Below are 16,481 nucleotides of genomic sequence, written 5' to 3' on the forward strand. Positions count from 1 at the left end.
ATTGATAATGAAATCACAGTCGCTGTTTCATACTCGGGCGGGTCAGACAGCACCTCTACCCTTTATCTGTTAAAAGAGATGGGGTTTAAGGTAGTTGCACTCACATATTATCCCTCTGACATGATTGTCCCAAAGAGGACTAGATCTATAATCCAAAATGTTGTTAATCATCTCGACGTGCCGCACGAATACATAGAGGGCGACATCTCGGAGATTGTAAAAGGTGCACTTGAAGGGAGATACCATCCTTGTGGCAGGTGCCACAAACACATGGAAGAAGTCATAATTGAGGCCACTAAAAAGCGTGGCATAAACGCTGTTGCCTTTGGCGATCTTCTGCCTACAGGCTCCCAAACTATCTTAGTTAAAGATGGCATGATCCGAATTAATCTGCCTTCCTTATTAGCTCTCAAGAAGAAAGACATGAAATATATTTCTGGTAGAATACCTGGGTATGAGTCGCCAGGGTTTGGGTGTCCCTTGCTAAAGGAAGTTCACAGGTTGCATCCCTCGAAAAAGTTTTTCACCGCACACAGGGTTTTGCGGGAAGTTAGGGCAGGCATCCTAGAGTCAAATGAAGGATTAATTTCGTTAAGAAGCATATTCAGATTTGAGAGGGATTAATGTACATGGACCTTTCAAAAATTACCAGTTATTTTGAATCTGAAAATAAAAAGAGCCTTACAAAACAAGAAATAATTGACTCTAGAAGAGCGTTCTTCCTAGAAATAAAGGATGAATTTATTATTACCGGAGATGGTTCCCTTTCTCTGCAGTTCCAAGACACGATGCACTCATACATTGGCGCTCTCAAAGAAAGGCTTCATGCATACTCAATCCCTTCAAAGATAGGAGAAAGAGAAAGACTCCTTGACATATGTAGCGGGTTTGGCTACAATGCGCTTTACGCAATGCACCATAATCCTAAATTAGAGATTGATATGGTAGAAAAGTTTTGGGAGATATCGGCAGTTTCACTCATAATCCCCATCCCAGAAAATTATTCTTTTCTAATTCCCCAGTTTGAAAGACTAAGGGGTGCAGTGGAGCATAAGCTTCACAAAATGGGATTAATCAAAAACTGTGCATATGAAAATGACCCGAGCATTAGGCTTCACATTGGTGATGCCGAAGAAATCCTATCTGATTTGAAAGTAAAATATGATGCCATATTCTTTGACCCATACAAGTCTGAAGTTTCACCTGAACTTTTCACAATTGAATTCGTAAAGCTAATGGTCAATAGGCTAGACGAAAATGGGGTATTCTTAACTTACCTATCAAATTATGCGATCAGGTCGGCACTTTCCTGCTATGTAAACATCGGAAAGGTAGATTTACCATTAAAAAAAGTCGAAGGAACAACAGCATCCCTCTCTAAAGAAGAAACGCCACTTGACTCTTATGAGGAGAGGATTATCGCATTAACTGAGCTCGGGGTACCTTACAGAAAAGCGGATTGTCCAGAAGACATACTACTAAATAGACTTCAGGAGCGAGTCTTCATGAAGAACAGGTATCTCTTGCCCTCATCAAAAAGGAGCATTGTAAACTTCGAAGACGCTTTTTCAGGAAATGATACCAATTTAAAAAAAAGGCTAGAGGATTTTGGATTAACAAATGAATCTGCAGAATATATCATATGCCCGCAAAAAGAAGAATGCATCTGTAATAAGTGTGATAGAAGATATGGCACAACAAGCCTTAGAATCAGAGAAATGAGAAAAAGGATTTATGAAATAAAGAATTTTAATCGTGAGGCCTGTCCATATACTCAATGATTTCATCAATGTAGAGCTTCATCTTCTTAAACTGCCTCTTTGTAATTTTTTTGGGATGGACTATCTCGTTCCTGATTTCTGTCAACTCTATCAATCGGCCTTTTATCCAGCCGATGCTGACAAAATAGTACTCAAAGACATCCTTCCAGTTGTCTATCTCCTTTTCATTGTTCTTAAAAAGTATTATAGGGAGATAATGGGAGAAGTCTGTATAAAATAATGGCGGATAAACTTCCCTTTTTCTGACTATTGCATCGTTTTGTCTTTTCAAACAGATTGATTTTATGAAGTTGGGGATGCCTCTGTCCCACCAGGAGGGGCCGTACTTTCTTTTCAACGCTTCAAGGATGAACTCCCTCAAAAAATTCTCAAATTCTGAAATCATTGAATAGGCATCTTCGTTTGTGAAATCATCTTCTAGATTTTTAGACTTCCTTTTTTCAAGTGCCTTATTAATAGCTTCAAGGAGGTCTTCAGTTCTTATGGGTTTATTTATTAGATAGTCATCTCCGCCTTCCCTTAATGTTTCAACGGCCAGCTCTTCAGAGCCGTAAGCGGTCATGACGATAATCGGGATGTCAATTTCCTTTTCTCTCACATTTTTCAATACATCAATGCCTGATATCTTCGGCAGCATTATGTCAAGGAGGACGATATCATATTCATTATTTAAAATCTTAGTTAGGGCCTCTTCGCCATCGACTGCAACATCGATGTCGCTTGCAACTGATTTTATCATCGCCTTGATAAGTTTTACATTATCCGCTGTATCATCAACAATCAATATTTTACTCATTTATCTTCCCCTTGTTTAATAGGTATCTCAAATATAAAAGTTGACCCATTTCCAGGTTCACTTTCCGCCCAGATAAGTCCTTCATGAAGTTCGATATAATGCTTTGAAATTGAGAGTCCAAGGCCTGTGCCACGGTAGCTTTTTGTCTCAGAGCTATCAATTTGTCTGAACTCATCGAATATTACGTCTAGCTCATCCTTATTGATCCCTATCCCTGTATCCTGAATTTCCACCCTTACGTGGTCATCCACTTTAAATGCCCTAACAGCAATCTTCCCATTATCCACATTGAATTTTATGGCATTTGTCAAAAGATTTAGTAAGACCTCTATTATCTTATCCTCATCAGCAACTATGTCATCGACTTCACGCACATTCAATGAAACCCAGATATTCTTATCCTTTGTTAAGGGAGAAACTATCTTTAGAGTTTTATTTATGGCATCCTGCAAATCAAACTCAGTAAGATAGAGTTTTGATTTTCCAGCATCAAGCCTTGATAATTCCAGGATATCGTTTATGAGTTTCAAAAGGATCTCTCCGTTTCTCAAAATAGTCTCAAGATAGTCGGCCTGCTCCTCATTCAACTTGGCTTCGTTTAGGACTACCTCAGAAAACCCTATAATCGATGTCAAGGGAGTCCTAAGTTCGTGCGTGATGTTGGCCAAAAATTGTGATTTTAATTTATTGGCTTCTGATATCTTCTTGTTTAGCTCTACAAGCTCTATATTTGTCTCTGATAGCTTTTTATTTGCTTTTTGAAGTTCAAGCGTTCTCGCTTTAACCTTTCTTTCAAGGTCATCATAGGATTTTTTGAGATCCTTTGACATGTCGACAAAAGCCTTTGCAAGTTCTCCAACTTCATCTTCACTATTGATATCAATCTTTGGTTTTAGGTCACCTTCGGCAAGACTCCTTGATGCATAGACAAGCTTCCTAAGGGGTCTTGTTATCCTGTCCGCCATAATGACACCAAAAAACACTGCGATGATAATTGTTGACATTACAATAAGAATAAAACTATTTTCAAATTCTGATATTGGCTCAAACAGAGTGTTTGTTGAATACGTCACCACAACAATCCAGAAGTTATTCCTATCCACCGAAGATGGAAAAACTGGCGAGTAGGCTATAATCTGGTCAGTTCCTTCTGAGATAGTACCGCTTGTGCCTGAAAGAATCTTAAGAAATCCTTGAGCTTTATACTGGTCGATAAAACTCTCCCCGGCAAAATAAGGATTTGATATGCTCGAAGTTCCCACCTTAGAGATGTAATAACCTTGCTTATTTAATATGAAGGTATTTAGATTTGACCTAGCAGAAAGCTCTAATATTGGGCTTAATACTCTCTGTGCAGGAAAACTTATGAGAATAACACCCCGTCTGATGCCGTTTGAGTCAAAGACAGGTTTCGCATATGTTACTATGAGATCTCCAGAATCAGTTTTTATTTGGGAAGAAATTTCAAGAGAGGAAACATATAGCTGGCCTCTAGAAAGGGTCATTGTCTTTTGAAAATACTCTTCTTCTGAAACATCGTAGAGGGCAGAAGTTGTAGCAATAAAAACCTGATTCCAGTTATATACTAACTTTACAACCTCTTTTCCACTCTCATCGATATAGACAACACTTGAATAGGCCTTTTTCGAATTTGTGAAGTTATAGAACTCTTCAATCAGCCGCTCCCGATATACGATATACTCAATGATAGAGCCCCTGTTCCTTGCATCTACCAAAGCTCGTAACGATGCCGACTGACTTAGAAAATCAATATCGCTTTCGGCAACCCCCAAAGATTTCTCTATTTCCTTTGCAGTAATCTCAGCTTGTTGCTCCACGACCTTCAAGGCATCATTTTCTAGATAATTTATGGTAAAATTAATACTGTAATACCCAATTGCAACTACAGGTACCAAAAGTACTATTAGGTATGTAGCTATGAACTTGTTTCTAATTCTCCTCAAAAAAGGTATACTAACCATCTATCTAGACCCTCTTATCTAAATATTTCTTTAAGGCTTTTAAATCTTGTTGGAGAATTATACTATATAAATTTATTTCTTTATTTCCTTTTGTCTAATGTGATTATATTTATATTTAATAAGTTTAGATTTATATATGAGGAAAAGCTCCAAATTGTAAAGGTGACATTTTGAAAAATCCGGTCTGGGAGAATGTGGGTTCAAAGTACGCCCATATAACAATGGCGCACCCCTGCTTTAATGAAAAATCTCATTTCACAGTGGGTAGGATACACTTGCCAGTTGCACCAAAGTGCAACATTCAGTGTAATTACTGCACCAGAAGCATAAACAAATGTGAGTTTAGGCCTGGTGTTTCGGCATGCATATTGAGCCCAAAAGAAGCCCTAGATAGATTGACTCAAACTCTAAAAGACACTGAGAATCTGAAAGTTGTGGGGATAGCTGGGCCCGGTGAATCGCTTGCAAATGAGGCCACATTTGAGACACTGAAGTTAATCGATGAGAAATACCCAGAACTCATAAAGTGCCTTTCAACAAACGGGTTAATGTTAAAGGAGAGGGCAAAAGAGTTAGCGAATCTTGGCGTCAAAACTGTCACAGTGACTGTTAATGCCTTAGACGAAGAGATAGCAGAAAAAATTTACTCGTGGATTAACTTTGATAAGGAGATCATCAAAGGAAGGCAAGCAGCAAGAAAGCTCTTGGAGAAGCAGTGGGAAGGTATACTTGCTGCAAAAAAGGCGGACATGCTTGTAAAGATCAACACTGTTTTGATCCCAGAAATTAATCTCAGTGAAATTGAGAAAATTGCACTAAAAGGAAGAGACTATGGCGCTGACCTTATGAATATCATACCATTAATCCCCCTAAACAAGTTCAAGGAGCTAAGGCCACCTACATGTGAAGAGATTTCTGGAGCTAGAGAAAAAGCAGGAGAATATCTGCCGCAATTCAAGCTCTGCAGGCAGTGCAGAGCAGATGCTGTCGGTATACCAGGTCATGATAGCGACTATAAAAAAGAGGGTAGGTCAGATTCAGAGTATTTTCACGGTTAGTTAAATTTTTAAATTGATTTATATTTTTTTCAAAGGAGGTGAATGCGTTGATAACAAAGGATATGTCTATTGGAGATATAGTAGAACAATTCCCAGAAACAGTTCCTGTTTTCATGTCACACGGACTTGGATGCATTGGTTGTGCAATTGCCCAGTTTGAGACTTTAGAGGAAGGAGCAATGGCTCACGGGATTGATGTTGAGGTCCTTGTACAGGATCTAAACAAATCAGTCAAAAAATAATTTTTTATTTTAATATCTATTTTTATAAAAATAAATAAATTTAATATTTTATTTAAGGCTAGAATAGGGATCTGTTACGGCATAGATGTTATCAAAGCCTTTTCCACGCAAATAAGTTGCGCTACTCACAGCTCTAGCCCCACTAGCACAATAGAGTATAACTTTTCGATCCTTTGGTATCTCGCTTATTCTAGTACTAATCTTGTCGGAGGGGATGTTGACTGCACCTTGCAGGTGTCCGCCTGCATACTCTCCAGCGGTCCTTACATCAACTAAATAAATATCTTCTCCGCTTTGGATCAATTGCTTTAGTTCCGAGGCCGAGATATTCTTCCCTATACCCGGGGTAGCTGGAGTTTCAGGTTTATTGGATTGACTTGCTATTTTAGAAATTATTTGAGCAAGATACATATCAACAGCAGCCTTTGTATACTCCCGGTCAGAGCCTGCAAGTACAAAGACTTTTTGATTTTTCTTGTAGGTGTCGCTTGTTTCATACATCATCCTGTATTTTTTAGTTTTGAGATTATTCTGGTCAGAGTCTGATAGAATTCTTTTGGAGATGCCGCCTGTATGTTCCTTTGCATCAGGGCCTCCTAGTATTATTATGTAGTCATAAGAATCGTATCCGCCATCTTTTTCCCCAAAATAATCAACTGCAAGATTATTACTTTTTAAGATTGAGATAAGGCCAGGATTCATCTCGATGTCAATGCTATTTGCAACGACTGCAACTTTACTTTCGGCCATTGTCCCAGGCAGTATACTTAAAGATAACACCAATAAAATTAGTATAGAAAATATTTTCCTTTTAATCATGTAAAATAATTTTGAAAATCAGATATAAGAGTTTCTACTATTAAACAAATATCTATTTTTACAAGAAAATATAAAAAGAGCTTTTCTAAGTTTTTTCTAATGAAGGCGTTCAAGTTAAAAGAAGGAGTTTTTTGGGTAGGTGCAATTGACCACAATCCGCCTAATTTTGGGCCATCTCTTCCAAAAGGCACCACCTATAATTCTTACCTGATTTCTGATGAAAAAACAGCCTTGATTGATACCGTAAAACATGGGTTTACCCAAGAGAACCTCTTGAGGATAAATGATGTCACCAATATATCTAATATTGATTACGTTATAATCGGAAACTATTGCATGGACCATTCAGGGAGCCTCCCATTCCTTATGAAAAGGGCAAAGAACGCAACTATCGTTACAACTGACGATTCTAAAAAAGCAATTGAAAAGTATCATAACGGCAAATGGGATTTTGAGATTGTTCGCGATGGGGATTCAATTAATCTTGGAAAAACAAATCTTTTGTTTAGAGAGTTTAAATTAAATGATAATGAGATATTACTGACTTATTTGAAGGAGGACAACATACTCTTTTCCGGTGATTTATTCTCCCAACATGTCGCTTCTTATAATAGAATGGATACAGATATAGAAAAACTAGAATTCGATGCACTTTCCTATTTTGTCAATTATCTGACGCCCCTAACTAGACTGCCTGATTTAAATGATATAGAGGTCTTAGCGCCAAACCACGGCTTTATTTGGTTTGAAGGTGTAGAAAAGATAATTGAAAAATACCAAAGCTGGATTAAAGGGAAATCAAAAAATAAATTCACTTTGATATACAGCTCTACATGGAGGGGCACAGAAAAGATGGCATACGCAATAGCAGATGGTGTTGGGAGAACTGGAACTGAAGTTGAGGTAATAAACTATGAAAAAATGGATACAGGGTACATCCTAACGAAGCTCTTTGAATCCAAATCAATTGCTGTAGGATGCCCCTCTTTTAAAAATAGCGTGCCGCCTGAGATATCAAAGCTATTTCATTATCTTAAACTTTTAGGATTGAGAAATAAATCTCTTACGTTGTTTACCTGCTACTCTGATAGGCAAAGCCCTATCCCTCAACTTCTAGAATTGACTCCAAATCTAAATTTTGAATTGATTGATTGGCCTTTAGAAGTTCAGTATGCGCCAAGTGAAGAAGAAATTAATTTATGTTATGAGCTAGGGATTAGAATAGGCGAAAGGACTAAAAATAATAAAGAAGAATAGTTATTATGGAAAACAATCAGAAAGTTAAGATCATTGAGACTGCAATTGAAGCTGAAAAGGAGACTTTGAGAACTTACATAAAATCTGCAATTAAAGTTTCAAATGCCGTTGGTAAGGACATGTTTTTGAAATTAGCGCTTGATGAGATCAAGCACAGGGAGATTCTAGAAATTGCACTAAAAGCCCAGATGGAAGGTGGAAAATGCATATTCCCTGAAGTTGAAAAAAGTGAAGTAATTAAAATTGTCCCTGATGTTGAAAAAGAGATTGAAAAAACAAGTTATCTCGGCCAGGACGATTTAGCTATTTTGATGCTGGCCCAAAAAGTTGAGAAAAACGGTATAGAGTACTACAAGCAGTGCATAAAGGATTCATGGGATGAAGAATCAAAGAAGATGTTTTCTTACCTTGTAAGGATGGAGGAAGAGCACTTCGCGCTGATCCAGACACAAATTGACTATATTGGGGGAACAGGGTACTGGCTTGGGATTAGAGAATTCACTCTCGACGACTAGTTCACTTGAAATCCCTTATCAAAGAATCTAGATCACCGAACCTTACCTTCTGCTTGCAAAGTGATGGCAGATACACTGCTGCCTTGCCGGAGTTTGTAGCTGTTTTTTCATACATCTCCTCGATAGGTGTTACCACCATACAAGTGTCAGCTAAAAGCTTTGCATACTTCTCTATCTCTTGCGCAACGCCTGTTCTTTCAAGCTCATTTTTGACATGCCTTGAGGTGCATATCCATATGTCCCCTTTGAACTGTCTGCCCTCCTTTTTGAAGAGTTCCAATGCTTCTTTTACTTCCCCAACTGAGCAGTGTGGGCATCCTATGCAAATCAATTCCATATCGTCAGAAGAGTTTAGCTTGCACTTACTTTCTTCTATCTCCTCTTTTCCAATCTCTATTTTTTCTAGCTCATCACCAATAGCCTTACCATATTCGGGGGTCAAATCTTCAACATGGTAGAGGGCAACTGACCCAGAAGCTGCCATTGAGGCGCCGAGTGATTTTAGTTTGTCAGAGTTGAGTTCTAGATTTTTGAAGTAAGGGATTTTATTTCCCACTATTGAACCAACGTAGTTTCCTAAAGCACCCACATCAGAAAAAGATTTTATTTTTGTCTTGATATCAACGATTATCCCTGCTTTTCTATTTTGTTCAAGATGCAAGCCATAGTTTGGAGTCTTCCCTATTATGCTTGAGGCAAGGGAGGATGGTCCCCCTTCCCTATTGCTCTTTGCTCCAAGTACTGAATTTACAAATGATACTGCAGAAGACTCACTCCATGCAACATGCTCTCCGCAATTTGGTCTGTTTCCAATTAGATAAGGGGTGCATGTGCAACTACAATCTATTCCCATCTTTAGATATGCATCAAGGATGTCAAGCTGCTTTTCAGCAAATTCTTTTTTTATCCCCATCCGCTGCCATTCAGTTGAATCCATTCCTATGGGATTCAATGTGGACTTTACCTTAACTCTAGAACTTTTAGCAAACTCAGATACAAAGAAGAGCCCAGCATCGCCTATAGTCTTGTAAGAGGCCCCAGCTATCTGGCATGACGAAATAGGGATAAGTTTATCGGCACCATAGATATCTCCAAGGGATGATAAAATTTCCATTGATTTTTGAGCGGCATAACCTTCTTCTCCGTCTAATATCCGCTCCTCTTCCTTAGAAAGATACATACTCTATAATTTTTTCCCAGTGTTATAAATCTTTGGAAAAGGCAATCCTAAATAATAAGTATATTTCCTCGCTTTCTTTCATCATAAATCACAACTAAATCTTTCAGGACTTTATCTTTAATATAAGGACTCAAAGCTCCTTCTGTAACGAGATCAATCTTTTTTCCCAAAACATCGGCTAGATCAAGCTCTATTCCAACCATTTCAAATAGACTTTTTACTTCGTTAAATTCTACGAGAATATCAATGTCGCTATCCGACATATCTTCTCCCCTTGCAACTGATCCAAATATGCCGATTTTTTTAGCGCCGTGCTTTGTTAGAAAAGAAACAAGTGTTTTGTTTCTTTCTGAAGGATTCATAAAATAAAATATGCTAGTCTTGTATTTATAGATAATGGTTTGTATTGAATCTCAAACTGGTATCTTCAGTTGAATCCTCTTTGCTCTTTCTTCTTCATGTAGAGCGTCCTAAAGCTTCCTATCTCAGCGTATTTTACACCATGCGGCACATACTTGCCTTGGTGTAGATACTTCCACCAGTGGACAACAAATCCTCCAACAGCAAGCTCCTTTAGTTTTCCTTTTTCCCTGTATTTTGAGAGTTTAAGCTCATTTTCTAAGGTCCTAATGTCTGAGACCGTATCCCCACCGTTTATGAAGAATTTGCTTGATTTATTCAATACTTCCTTACAAAAGCTGTTTGTTGTAGACTCTGTCTTGCAGCAGTCTAGAACATTTCGCTCTTCCCATGAGCCGTTCTGGAGAAATATCCTCTTTGCAGCCATGTTCCCTATCATTGTGATGCTGTTTGGCCCTATTGATTCAAACTTCCCTTCCCCTATATCCTTTAAATTTACAGTCTTCGTCGTGCCATCTGCTTTTTTGATGTTGACGTCAATTGGCAGTATCATACTGATTGAGCCGTTATCAATTTTTTTTGCAATTTCAAGGGCATTTTCTTTGACTTTTTCCCAGTTTTTCTTGTAGAATTTTTCTATCAATTCTGTGTTTTCCTTTCCTATAGAAGTTGGAAGTGTCCTTTTTAGAGATACTGCCTTTTGGGATAGTGCCCAAAGTAGCAATACAAAAACAGGCCCTCCATTTAGGACAACCATGAGATCGTCCCTTCCTTCGGTAAGTCGTATCGCATCAAGTTTTTCTGACTTTGCCCCTGCGACTCCCCACATCTTGAGCTCACTTGTGTCAGTATAGAGCTGAGTTATGTCGTAGAGCTCACTTATGAACTGGTCATTACAGTAGCAACCATCAGCAAACAATCTAAGAGATAGTGAATCCCTGTGGCAGCATGACAGTGCACCGTTTATCTTTTTAAACTGGGTAAAGTATTTCCAGAATTCAGTTTTTGTAGATTCACTTGGCGGAACAAGCTCATCATCACAGACCTTTCTGATGTTTTCCAAAAAAACAATTGAGTCCTTGTTTGACTCGTTTAATTTTTTAAGTTCACTTAGATCCCTTGCAAAGAAGATGTTCTTTATGGGAAGTGAACTTTCTATCTTGCTATTATCAATTTCAAGTTTCAATTCGTTAAAGTTTTCTTCAATAGATTTCTCAGCCTTTGACGCATGAGCAACTATGAGAATGTTTGACCCTGGCTCCTGGTGTTTTCTTAAATCGCAGATCGTGTCAACGGCCTGCTCCATCCTAACTGAAGGGCCGGGGGGTCCGTTTATATCAGTCCTGAAATAGGCCGTCCCCGTCGTTTCAGGAAGATCAGAAAATCCAGCAAAAACAAGATCGTGATGTGGAGTTTTTAATATCTTCATGTTCTCCCTCTGTCATTAAAAACAGTCAAAAATTTATAAAGGTATTGCCAAGTATTCGCTAATGTGTTATCTGCCAAATATTTCGATTCTGTTATTGCATCAAAAAATAGCGATATATAAATTACCTATCTTTTTTCCCCCACCCAGTAAATATTTATATAGTAGTTTTAATAATTAATAATAGGGATTAAATTGACTGACATTCTTATGGAAAGACTGGACCACATTGAAGAAATGCTAAAAGAAATCAATAGTAAAATTGATAATTTTTTAGGATTTGAAGAAATTACAGATGACGAAAAAGAAGAATTTAAGAAATTAAGGGAAGAAATTAAGAATGGACAATATGAGATATATGAGAATACATTTTGTGACTAAAAATGTATAAGGTAATTTTATCACACAAATCTTCTAGTTTTATAAGAAATCTTCCTAAATCTAATAAGAAAAAATTATATATGATAATTGATCATCTAAAAGAAAATCCTTATAGTTTTCCATATAAGAAAATCAGAGGAGAAACAAATCTTTATAGAATTAGAATAGGTGGCTTTAGGATTTCTTATGAAATTTATGAAAACGAGAATATAATTAATATATTGAAAATAGGTAAACGAGATAAATTTTATCAGTAATAAGTTTCTGCCCTTGTATTTATATGATTAAATAAAAGAGAAATATTAACATTAAAAAAGATTCTAATTTTCTTCTTCTTTCGTTTCTTCAATCTTTTCAGTGTACCTGCACTTTGGATAACTACTGCATCCAATGAATGGACCGTAGAATGATTTCTTTATGACAAGGCCCGCTCCGCACCTTGGACATTTTTTTCCATCCATTGGTGCTGAATAGTTGTTCTTTGATGGACACTCAAGATTTATGCAGACTGTTTGAGGCCTTGATCTTTTTCTTGTTGCAATCACGACTGGAAATCCACATATCTTACATTTGTCTTCAGTTGGATTGACGATGCAGTTACTTGGCAGTGAAAAAGTAGCATCGCACTCTGGATATCTTTGGCATGCTATGAAAGGGCCGAATCTTCCGGTTCTAATAAAAAGCTCCCCCTCTCCACACATTGGGCAGATACCGATATAGTTCCTCCTTCTCTCTTCCCTCTCAAGGTAGACTAAGAGCTCCTTTCCTATATCTTCCTCATTTTCTTTGAATTTACTGAAAATATCAATGAGTTTTTCCTTTGCCTCGGAAAGTATTTCTTCCTTAGTTATCTCATTCTCCTGAATCTTTTCCATCTGCTCTTCAAAATGCTTCGTTAGCTCAACTGAAACTATGTCCGGACAGTATTTCTCTAAGGTACCCACTATACCTTCACCAAGGTCAGTCACAATTATCTGCCGGCCATCGATATAGTTTCTAGTATAAAGGATGTCAACCATGTTCGCCCTTGTTGCTTTTGTCCCGATGCCAAGTTTTTCCATCTCAGATACGGCCGAAGCTGGATTGTAACGTGGAGGCGGCTTTGTCGCCTTTTCTTCCTTCTTTGGAGAAATCTTTTCTATTTTTTCTCCTTCAGATAGCTCAGGCAGTATAACTTCTTCAACACCAGAATAATCGCCATAGTATTTCAAAAATCCTGGATCAATTCCAACTCTGCCACTTGCAAAAAATGAGTGGCCGTTTACATCAATCTCAACTGATATCGATTGATACACATACGGCTTTCCAAAGACAGCAAAGAACCTCTTCACAACTAGGTCGAAAAGTTTCGCCTGGTCATCGTTTAATTTCTTTGGAACTTCCCCTGTTGGGTGAATTGCAGGGTGCGCGGGATCGTCCTTTTTCCCCTCAGTTGGGATAAGATTAGTTTTTAGAAGCTCTTCGCAGTGATCTGAATAATCGTCAACTTTCTTTAATTTTTCCATAATGGCCCTCAAATTAAGGCTCTTTGGAAATTTTTGAGATGAAGTCCTTGGATATGAGATAAGCCCTGCCTCATAAAGTGACTGTGCAATATCTTGAGTTCTCTTTGGCAGGAAGCTAAAGTTCTTGTATGCTTCTTTCTGCAAGGTGCCCAGGTCAAAAGGATAGGGGGGATTTATCCGCTTCTCTTTCTTTGATACCCCTGTTACTACTGCAGATTTATTTTTGATATCTTTAAAAATGGCCGAAGCTTCCTTCTCATCAAAGAACTCCTTTTGGTATGATGCCTTGACAGAGATGCCGTCCTTTTTGAATCCAATAAACAATATCCAGTAAGGCTCAGATACAAACCTGCATATCTCCATTTCTCTCTCTAATAGAAATTTCAATGTGGGCGTCTGGACCCTGCCTGCAGAGAGTGTCACATACCTTCCTGAGACCTTTTTCAAAGATTCAGTCATAGCCTTTGAGGTATTGATACCATAGTACCAGTCAAGGATATGCCTTGCAAGACCTGCGTTTATCATTGGGTAGTCTGGCGGGTTTAGATTTTCATAGGCAGATACAATCTCATCCTTTGTCAGCGATGAGAACTTCATCCTATATGACTTTGATATGTCAGTCTTTGCGCCATACAAAAGTGCGTTATTCCCGATAACGGAGCCCTCGATATCGTAGTCGCATGCATTTACAAAAGTGTCCATGTCCTTTGATATCTCTTCAATAAGTCTTACGTAAGGCTCGACGTACTTACTTTTCTTGCTGTTCTTGAAAGTTTCAACCCACTCTACATCAAAAAAAGGATAATCTCTGATAGGTGTTCTCTGTCTCAGTTTGTAAAGGTGGCCAACTGCAGAAACAACATAGATTTTATTGTCGCCATCTTCGACTTCATAATACTTTATTCCCTCATGCTGATTTTTCTTGGCCTTGCCGAGGAAGTTTGCAATCTTCTCTGCCACATTTGGCTTTTCGGTCAATATGAGGGTATTCATTGGAAAGGGAAAAAGAAATCGACTTATAAGGCTTTTCAAATATTTAAGGTAATCTACAAAAATATTATTTTATTATCCCAATATTTTCATGTTTAACTATCTCATTGTAGTTCTTGTAGCCCAAGATTGACTCTATCTCATCAGTATTTCTGCCTTTTATCTTCTTTAGTTCTTTTTCTGTGTAGTTTGTTATGCCTTTGGCAAAAACTTCATTGTTTTCTTCAATGGCAACGATGTCGCCGGCATCAAAATCCCCCTCAACATCAATAACGCCCCTTGGCAATAGACTTTTGTGGTCGAGAAGCGCTTTCTTTGCCCCCTCATCGATAACTATCTTGCCTTTAGGTTTCGATAGAGTGATCCACCTTATCTTGTTTTTCTCAATATTCTTTTTTGGGAGGAAGAGGGTCCCGATATCTTCACCTGACATGACTCTTAATATCAGGTCTTTTTCTTCACTTGACGCAATGACCATGAAGCAACCTGACTTTTGGGCAATCTTTGCTGCCTCTAATTTTGTCTTCATCCCGCCTGTACCTTTGTCCCCGGCTTTCCCGCCATAGCTTTCAATTTCGGGAGTTATCTCTTTTACCACCGGTATCTTTTTTGCATCTTTCGCCTTCTTTGGATTCTTTGTATAAAGACCGTCTATATCTGTCATTAATATTAATAGGTCTGCCTCGACCTTACTTGACACCATTGCTGAGAGTGTATCGTTGTCCCCAAACGTATCGCCTATCTCGTGGACGCATATGGGATCATTTTCATTTATGATTGGTATGACGCCTAGCTCTAAGAGAGCTGACATGCTGTTCCTAAGATTAAGGTAAGTTTTCCTGTCAGAAAAGGCATCGTATGTTAGAAGTATCTGCGCGGCCTTAAAGCCGTACTTATCAAAAGCCTGGCTCCACTCATGCATCAGAATGCTTTGACCCACAGCCGCAGTAGCCTGCTTTAAGGGTATTGATTTTGGCCGCTCCTTAAAGTCTAATGCCTCGCAACCTGTGCCTATCGCACCAGAAGAAACTAGTATCAGGTCCTTCCCTTGGGACTTTAGCATAGAAACCTGTCTTGCGATATCACTTGCAAAGGCTCTGTTGAACTTTCCATCCTTTGCGGTAAGGCTTGAAGTACCAATCTTCACAACGATTTTCTTTGTGTCTTTGAATAGCTCTTTTCTTTCAGTCATTTTCTCTTCCTTCTGGGTCTCGTTACATCAATTTCTTATGGGTGAAAGATTTTGCACCCTTTCCGACATAATCTCCTACCTTGTGTCCATTACCTATCAATTTATACTTGTAGATTAGCATGCCTTCCATACCTGTTGGCCCTCTAGCATGAATCTTTCCAGTGCTGATTCCTATTTCAGCACCCTTTCCATACCTAAATCCGTCTGCAAACCTTGTGGAGGCGTTTAGCATAACTGATGATGAATCAACAAAATTCAAAAAGTAATCCGATGAATTTTTGTCCTCTGTTATTATAGTGTCTGTGTGGTGGGAGCCATATTTATTGATATGAGATACAGCCTCTTCAAGAGAGCTCACGACTTTTATTGAGATTATGAGGTCGTTATATTCAGTAGACCAGTCCTTGGCTTTTGCCTTTTTGACTTTCAAATCTTTTAGAATCTCATAGCTCTCTTCACAGCATCTCATCTCTACGCCCGCTTCCTTGTACATCTTTCCCATCTTTGGGAGGAACTTCTTTGCTGATTTCTCATGGACGAGAAGAGTTTCAATGGCATTGCATACTGCAGGGTACTGGACCTTTGCATCAAAGCACACATCTAGCGCCTTTTTCTCATCATACTTTTTATCGACATACGCATGACATATACCATCAGAATGACCCAATACAGGGATTTTGGTGCTTGACTGTACAAACCTTACAAACTCGTTTGAGCCCCTTGGTATAATAAGGTCAATGTACTTATCAAGCTTTAACATCTCAGTTACATCTTCCCTTCTTTCAAGGAGCTGGAAAGCCCCCTTTGGGATAGATTTGTTGGTAATAGCGTTTGTCAGAACATCAAAGATGGCTTTGTTTGTCTTTGCTGATTCTCTGCCGCCCTTTAATAAGACACCATTTCCGCTTTTTAGAGCAAGGGAGATTATCTGTGGGACAACATCAGGCCTTGCTTCAAAGACCATCCCGATCACTCCAATTGGAGATGCAATCTGGTA

At 38.4% G+C, this 16,481-nt stretch carries 17 protein-coding genes; 8 read left to right on the top strand and 9 right to left on the bottom strand.

Translation table 11 applies throughout. From position 1 onward, the window contains the following. Together KO464_10485 and KO464_10490 are read left to right on the top strand one after the other, a co-directional pair. Positions 1 to 624 (top strand): ATPase (locus KO464_10485; protein ID MCC7573783.1); only part of this gene is annotated, 624 nt, incomplete at its 5' end. Then, a complete protein-coding gene (locus KO464_10490) occupies positions 624 to 1,781 on the top strand; it encodes a hypothetical protein (protein MCC7573784.1) in 1,158 nt (385 codons plus the stop codon). The genes KO464_10485 and KO464_10490, both read left to right, overlap by 1 nt. Here the strand turns inward: KO464_10490 and KO464_10495 are convergent. Next, on the bottom strand, positions 1,750 to 2,577 hold the full coding sequence (locus KO464_10495) for a response regulator (protein MCC7573785.1): 828 nt from the start codon (positions 2,575 to 2,577) through the stop codon (positions 1,750 to 1,752). The genes KO464_10490 and KO464_10495 overlap by 32 nt on opposite strands. Then, positions 2,574 to 4,559: a sensor histidine kinase gene (locus KO464_10500; protein ID MCC7573786.1), complete on the bottom strand. Its 1,986-nt coding sequence runs from the start codon at positions 4,557 to 4,559 to the stop codon at positions 2,574 to 2,576. Before KO464_10500 ends, KO464_10495 begins: the two co-directional genes overlap by 4 nt. Before the next feature lie 221 nt (positions 4,560 to 4,780). Here KO464_10500 and KO464_10505 point away from each other — a divergent pair, with 221 nt between their 5' ends. Together KO464_10505 and KO464_10510 are read left to right on the top strand one after the other, a co-directional pair. Further along, the gene (locus KO464_10505; GenBank protein MCC7573787.1) at positions 4,781 to 5,617 is read left to right on the top strand and encodes a radical SAM protein; all 837 of its coding nucleotides are present in this window, start codon (positions 4,781 to 4,783) and stop codon (positions 5,615 to 5,617) included. Positions 5,618 to 5,679: 62 nt separating this feature from the next. Beyond that, positions 5,680 to 5,859 (top strand): DUF1858 domain-containing protein, encoded by a 180-nt coding sequence (locus KO464_10510; GenBank protein MCC7573788.1) that lies wholly within the window; start codon positions 5,680 to 5,682, stop codon positions 5,857 to 5,859. A 48-nt stretch (positions 5,860 to 5,907) separates the two neighbouring features. On the opposite strand, the gene KO464_10515 is transcribed toward KO464_10510, so the two are convergent. Then, the gene (locus KO464_10515) at positions 5,908 to 6,678 is read right to left on the bottom strand and encodes a rhodanese-like domain-containing protein (protein ID MCC7573789.1); all 771 of its coding nucleotides are present in this window, start codon (positions 6,676 to 6,678) and stop codon (positions 5,908 to 5,910) included. 99 nt (positions 6,679 to 6,777) lie between these two features. On the opposite strand from KO464_10515, the gene KO464_10520 reads away from it, so the two are divergent. Further along, positions 6,778 to 7,935: an FprA family A-type flavoprotein gene (locus KO464_10520; GenBank protein MCC7573790.1), complete on the top strand. Its 1,158-nt coding sequence runs from the start codon at positions 6,778 to 6,780 to the stop codon at positions 7,933 to 7,935. 5 nt (positions 7,936 to 7,940) lie between these two features. Beyond that, positions 7,941 to 8,450: a ferritin family protein gene (locus KO464_10525; GenBank protein MCC7573791.1), complete on the top strand. Its 510-nt coding sequence runs from the start codon at positions 7,941 to 7,943 to the stop codon at positions 8,448 to 8,450. 1 nt (position 8,451) lies between these two features. Here KO464_10525 and KO464_10530 read toward each other — a convergent pair whose 3' ends face one another. The 3 genes from KO464_10530 to pgk all read right to left on the bottom strand — a co-directional run bounded on the left by KO464_10530 (position 8,452) and on the right by pgk (position 11,419). Continuing rightward, entirely contained in the window at positions 8,452 to 9,630 is a 1,179-nt protein-coding gene (locus KO464_10530; protein ID MCC7573792.1) for an aconitase X catalytic domain-containing protein, read from the bottom strand. Between the two features lie 47 nt (positions 9,631 to 9,677). Next, a complete protein-coding gene (locus KO464_10535; GenBank protein ID MCC7573793.1) occupies positions 9,678 to 9,992 on the bottom strand; it encodes a nucleotidyltransferase family protein in 315 nt (104 codons plus the stop codon). Between the two features lie 65 nt (positions 9,993 to 10,057). Next, positions 10,058 to 11,419: a phosphoglycerate kinase gene (pgk, locus tag KO464_10540; protein MCC7573794.1), complete on the bottom strand. Its 1,362-nt coding sequence runs from the start codon at positions 11,417 to 11,419 to the stop codon at positions 10,058 to 10,060. Between the two features lie 192 nt (positions 11,420 to 11,611). On the opposite strand from pgk, the gene KO464_10545 reads away from it, so the two are divergent. Then, positions 11,612 to 11,797 carry a hypothetical protein gene (locus KO464_10545; GenBank protein MCC7573795.1) on the top strand — a complete coding sequence of 62 codons (186 nt, stop codon included), beginning with the start codon at positions 11,612 to 11,614 and terminating at the stop codon, positions 11,795 to 11,797. Positions 11,798 to 11,877: 80 nt separating this feature from the next. Continuing rightward, the gene (locus tag KO464_10550) at positions 11,878 to 12,054 is read left to right on the top strand and encodes a type II toxin-antitoxin system RelE/ParE family toxin (protein ID MCC7573796.1); all 177 of its coding nucleotides are present in this window, start codon (positions 11,878 to 11,880) and stop codon (positions 12,052 to 12,054) included. Between the two features lie 63 nt (positions 12,055 to 12,117). Here KO464_10550 and topA read toward each other — a convergent pair whose 3' ends face one another. The 3 genes from topA to KO464_10565 form a co-directional block, all read right to left on the bottom strand. Further along, positions 12,118 to 14,295: a DNA topoisomerase I gene (gene topA / locus KO464_10555; GenBank protein MCC7573797.1), complete on the bottom strand. Its 2,178-nt coding sequence runs from the start codon at positions 14,293 to 14,295 to the stop codon at positions 12,118 to 12,120. Between the two features lie 64 nt (positions 14,296 to 14,359). Then, entirely contained in the window at positions 14,360 to 15,484 is a 1,125-nt protein-coding gene (proB, locus tag KO464_10560) for a glutamate 5-kinase (GenBank protein ID MCC7573798.1), read from the bottom strand. Positions 15,485 to 15,506: 22 nt separating this feature from the next. Then, on the bottom strand, positions 15,507 to 16,481 hold a 975-nt coding region (locus KO464_10565; GenBank protein ID MCC7573799.1), incomplete at its 5' end, for a glutamate-5-semialdehyde dehydrogenase.

It is taken from the genome of Methanofastidiosum sp. (genome assembly GCA_020854815.1).
Taxonomy (GTDB): domain Archaea; phylum Methanobacteriota_B; class Thermococci; order Methanofastidiosales; family Methanofastidiosaceae; genus Methanofastidiosum.

Excerpts from the sequence above, each read along its gene's own strand:
- KO464_10490 (MCC7573784.1), top strand. The coding sequence starts at position 624 with ATGTACATGGACCTTTCAAAAATTACCAGTTATTTTGAATCTGAAAAT.
- KO464_10495 (MCC7573785.1), bottom strand. The coding sequence starts at position 2,577 with ATGAGTAAAATATTGATTGTTGATGATACAGCGGATAATGTAAAACTT.
- KO464_10500 (MCC7573786.1), bottom strand. The coding sequence starts at position 4,559 with ATGGTTAGTATACCTTTTTTGAGGAGAATTAGAAACAAGTTCATAGCT.
- KO464_10505 (MCC7573787.1), top strand. The coding sequence starts at position 4,781 with ATGGCGCACCCCTGCTTTAATGAAAAATCTCATTTCACAGTGGGTAGG.
- KO464_10510 (MCC7573788.1), top strand. The coding sequence starts at position 5,680 with ATGTCTATTGGAGATATAGTAGAACAATTCCCAGAAACAGTTCCTGTT.
- KO464_10515 (MCC7573789.1), bottom strand. The coding sequence starts at position 6,678 with ATGATTAAAAGGAAAATATTTTCTATACTAATTTTATTGGTGTTATCT.
- KO464_10520 (MCC7573790.1), top strand. The coding sequence starts at position 6,778 with ATGAAGGCGTTCAAGTTAAAAGAAGGAGTTTTTTGGGTAGGTGCAATT.
- KO464_10525 (MCC7573791.1), top strand. The coding sequence starts at position 7,941 with ATGGAAAACAATCAGAAAGTTAAGATCATTGAGACTGCAATTGAAGCT.
- KO464_10530 (MCC7573792.1), bottom strand. The coding sequence starts at position 9,630 with ATGTATCTTTCTAAGGAAGAGGAGCGGATATTAGACGGAGAAGAAGGT.
- KO464_10535 (MCC7573793.1), bottom strand. The coding sequence starts at position 9,992 with ATGAATCCTTCAGAAAGAAACAAAACACTTGTTTCTTTTCTAACAAAG.
- pgk (MCC7573794.1), bottom strand. The coding sequence starts at position 11,419 with ATGAAGATATTAAAAACTCCACATCACGATCTTGTTTTTGCTGGATTT.
- KO464_10550 (MCC7573796.1), top strand. The coding sequence starts at position 11,878 with ATGATAATTGATCATCTAAAAGAAAATCCTTATAGTTTTCCATATAAG.
- topA (MCC7573797.1), bottom strand. The coding sequence starts at position 14,295 with ATGAATACCCTCATATTGACCGAAAAGCCAAATGTGGCAGAGAAGATT.
- proB (MCC7573798.1), bottom strand. The coding sequence starts at position 15,484 with ATGACTGAAAGAAAAGAGCTATTCAAAGACACAAAGAAAATCGTTGTG.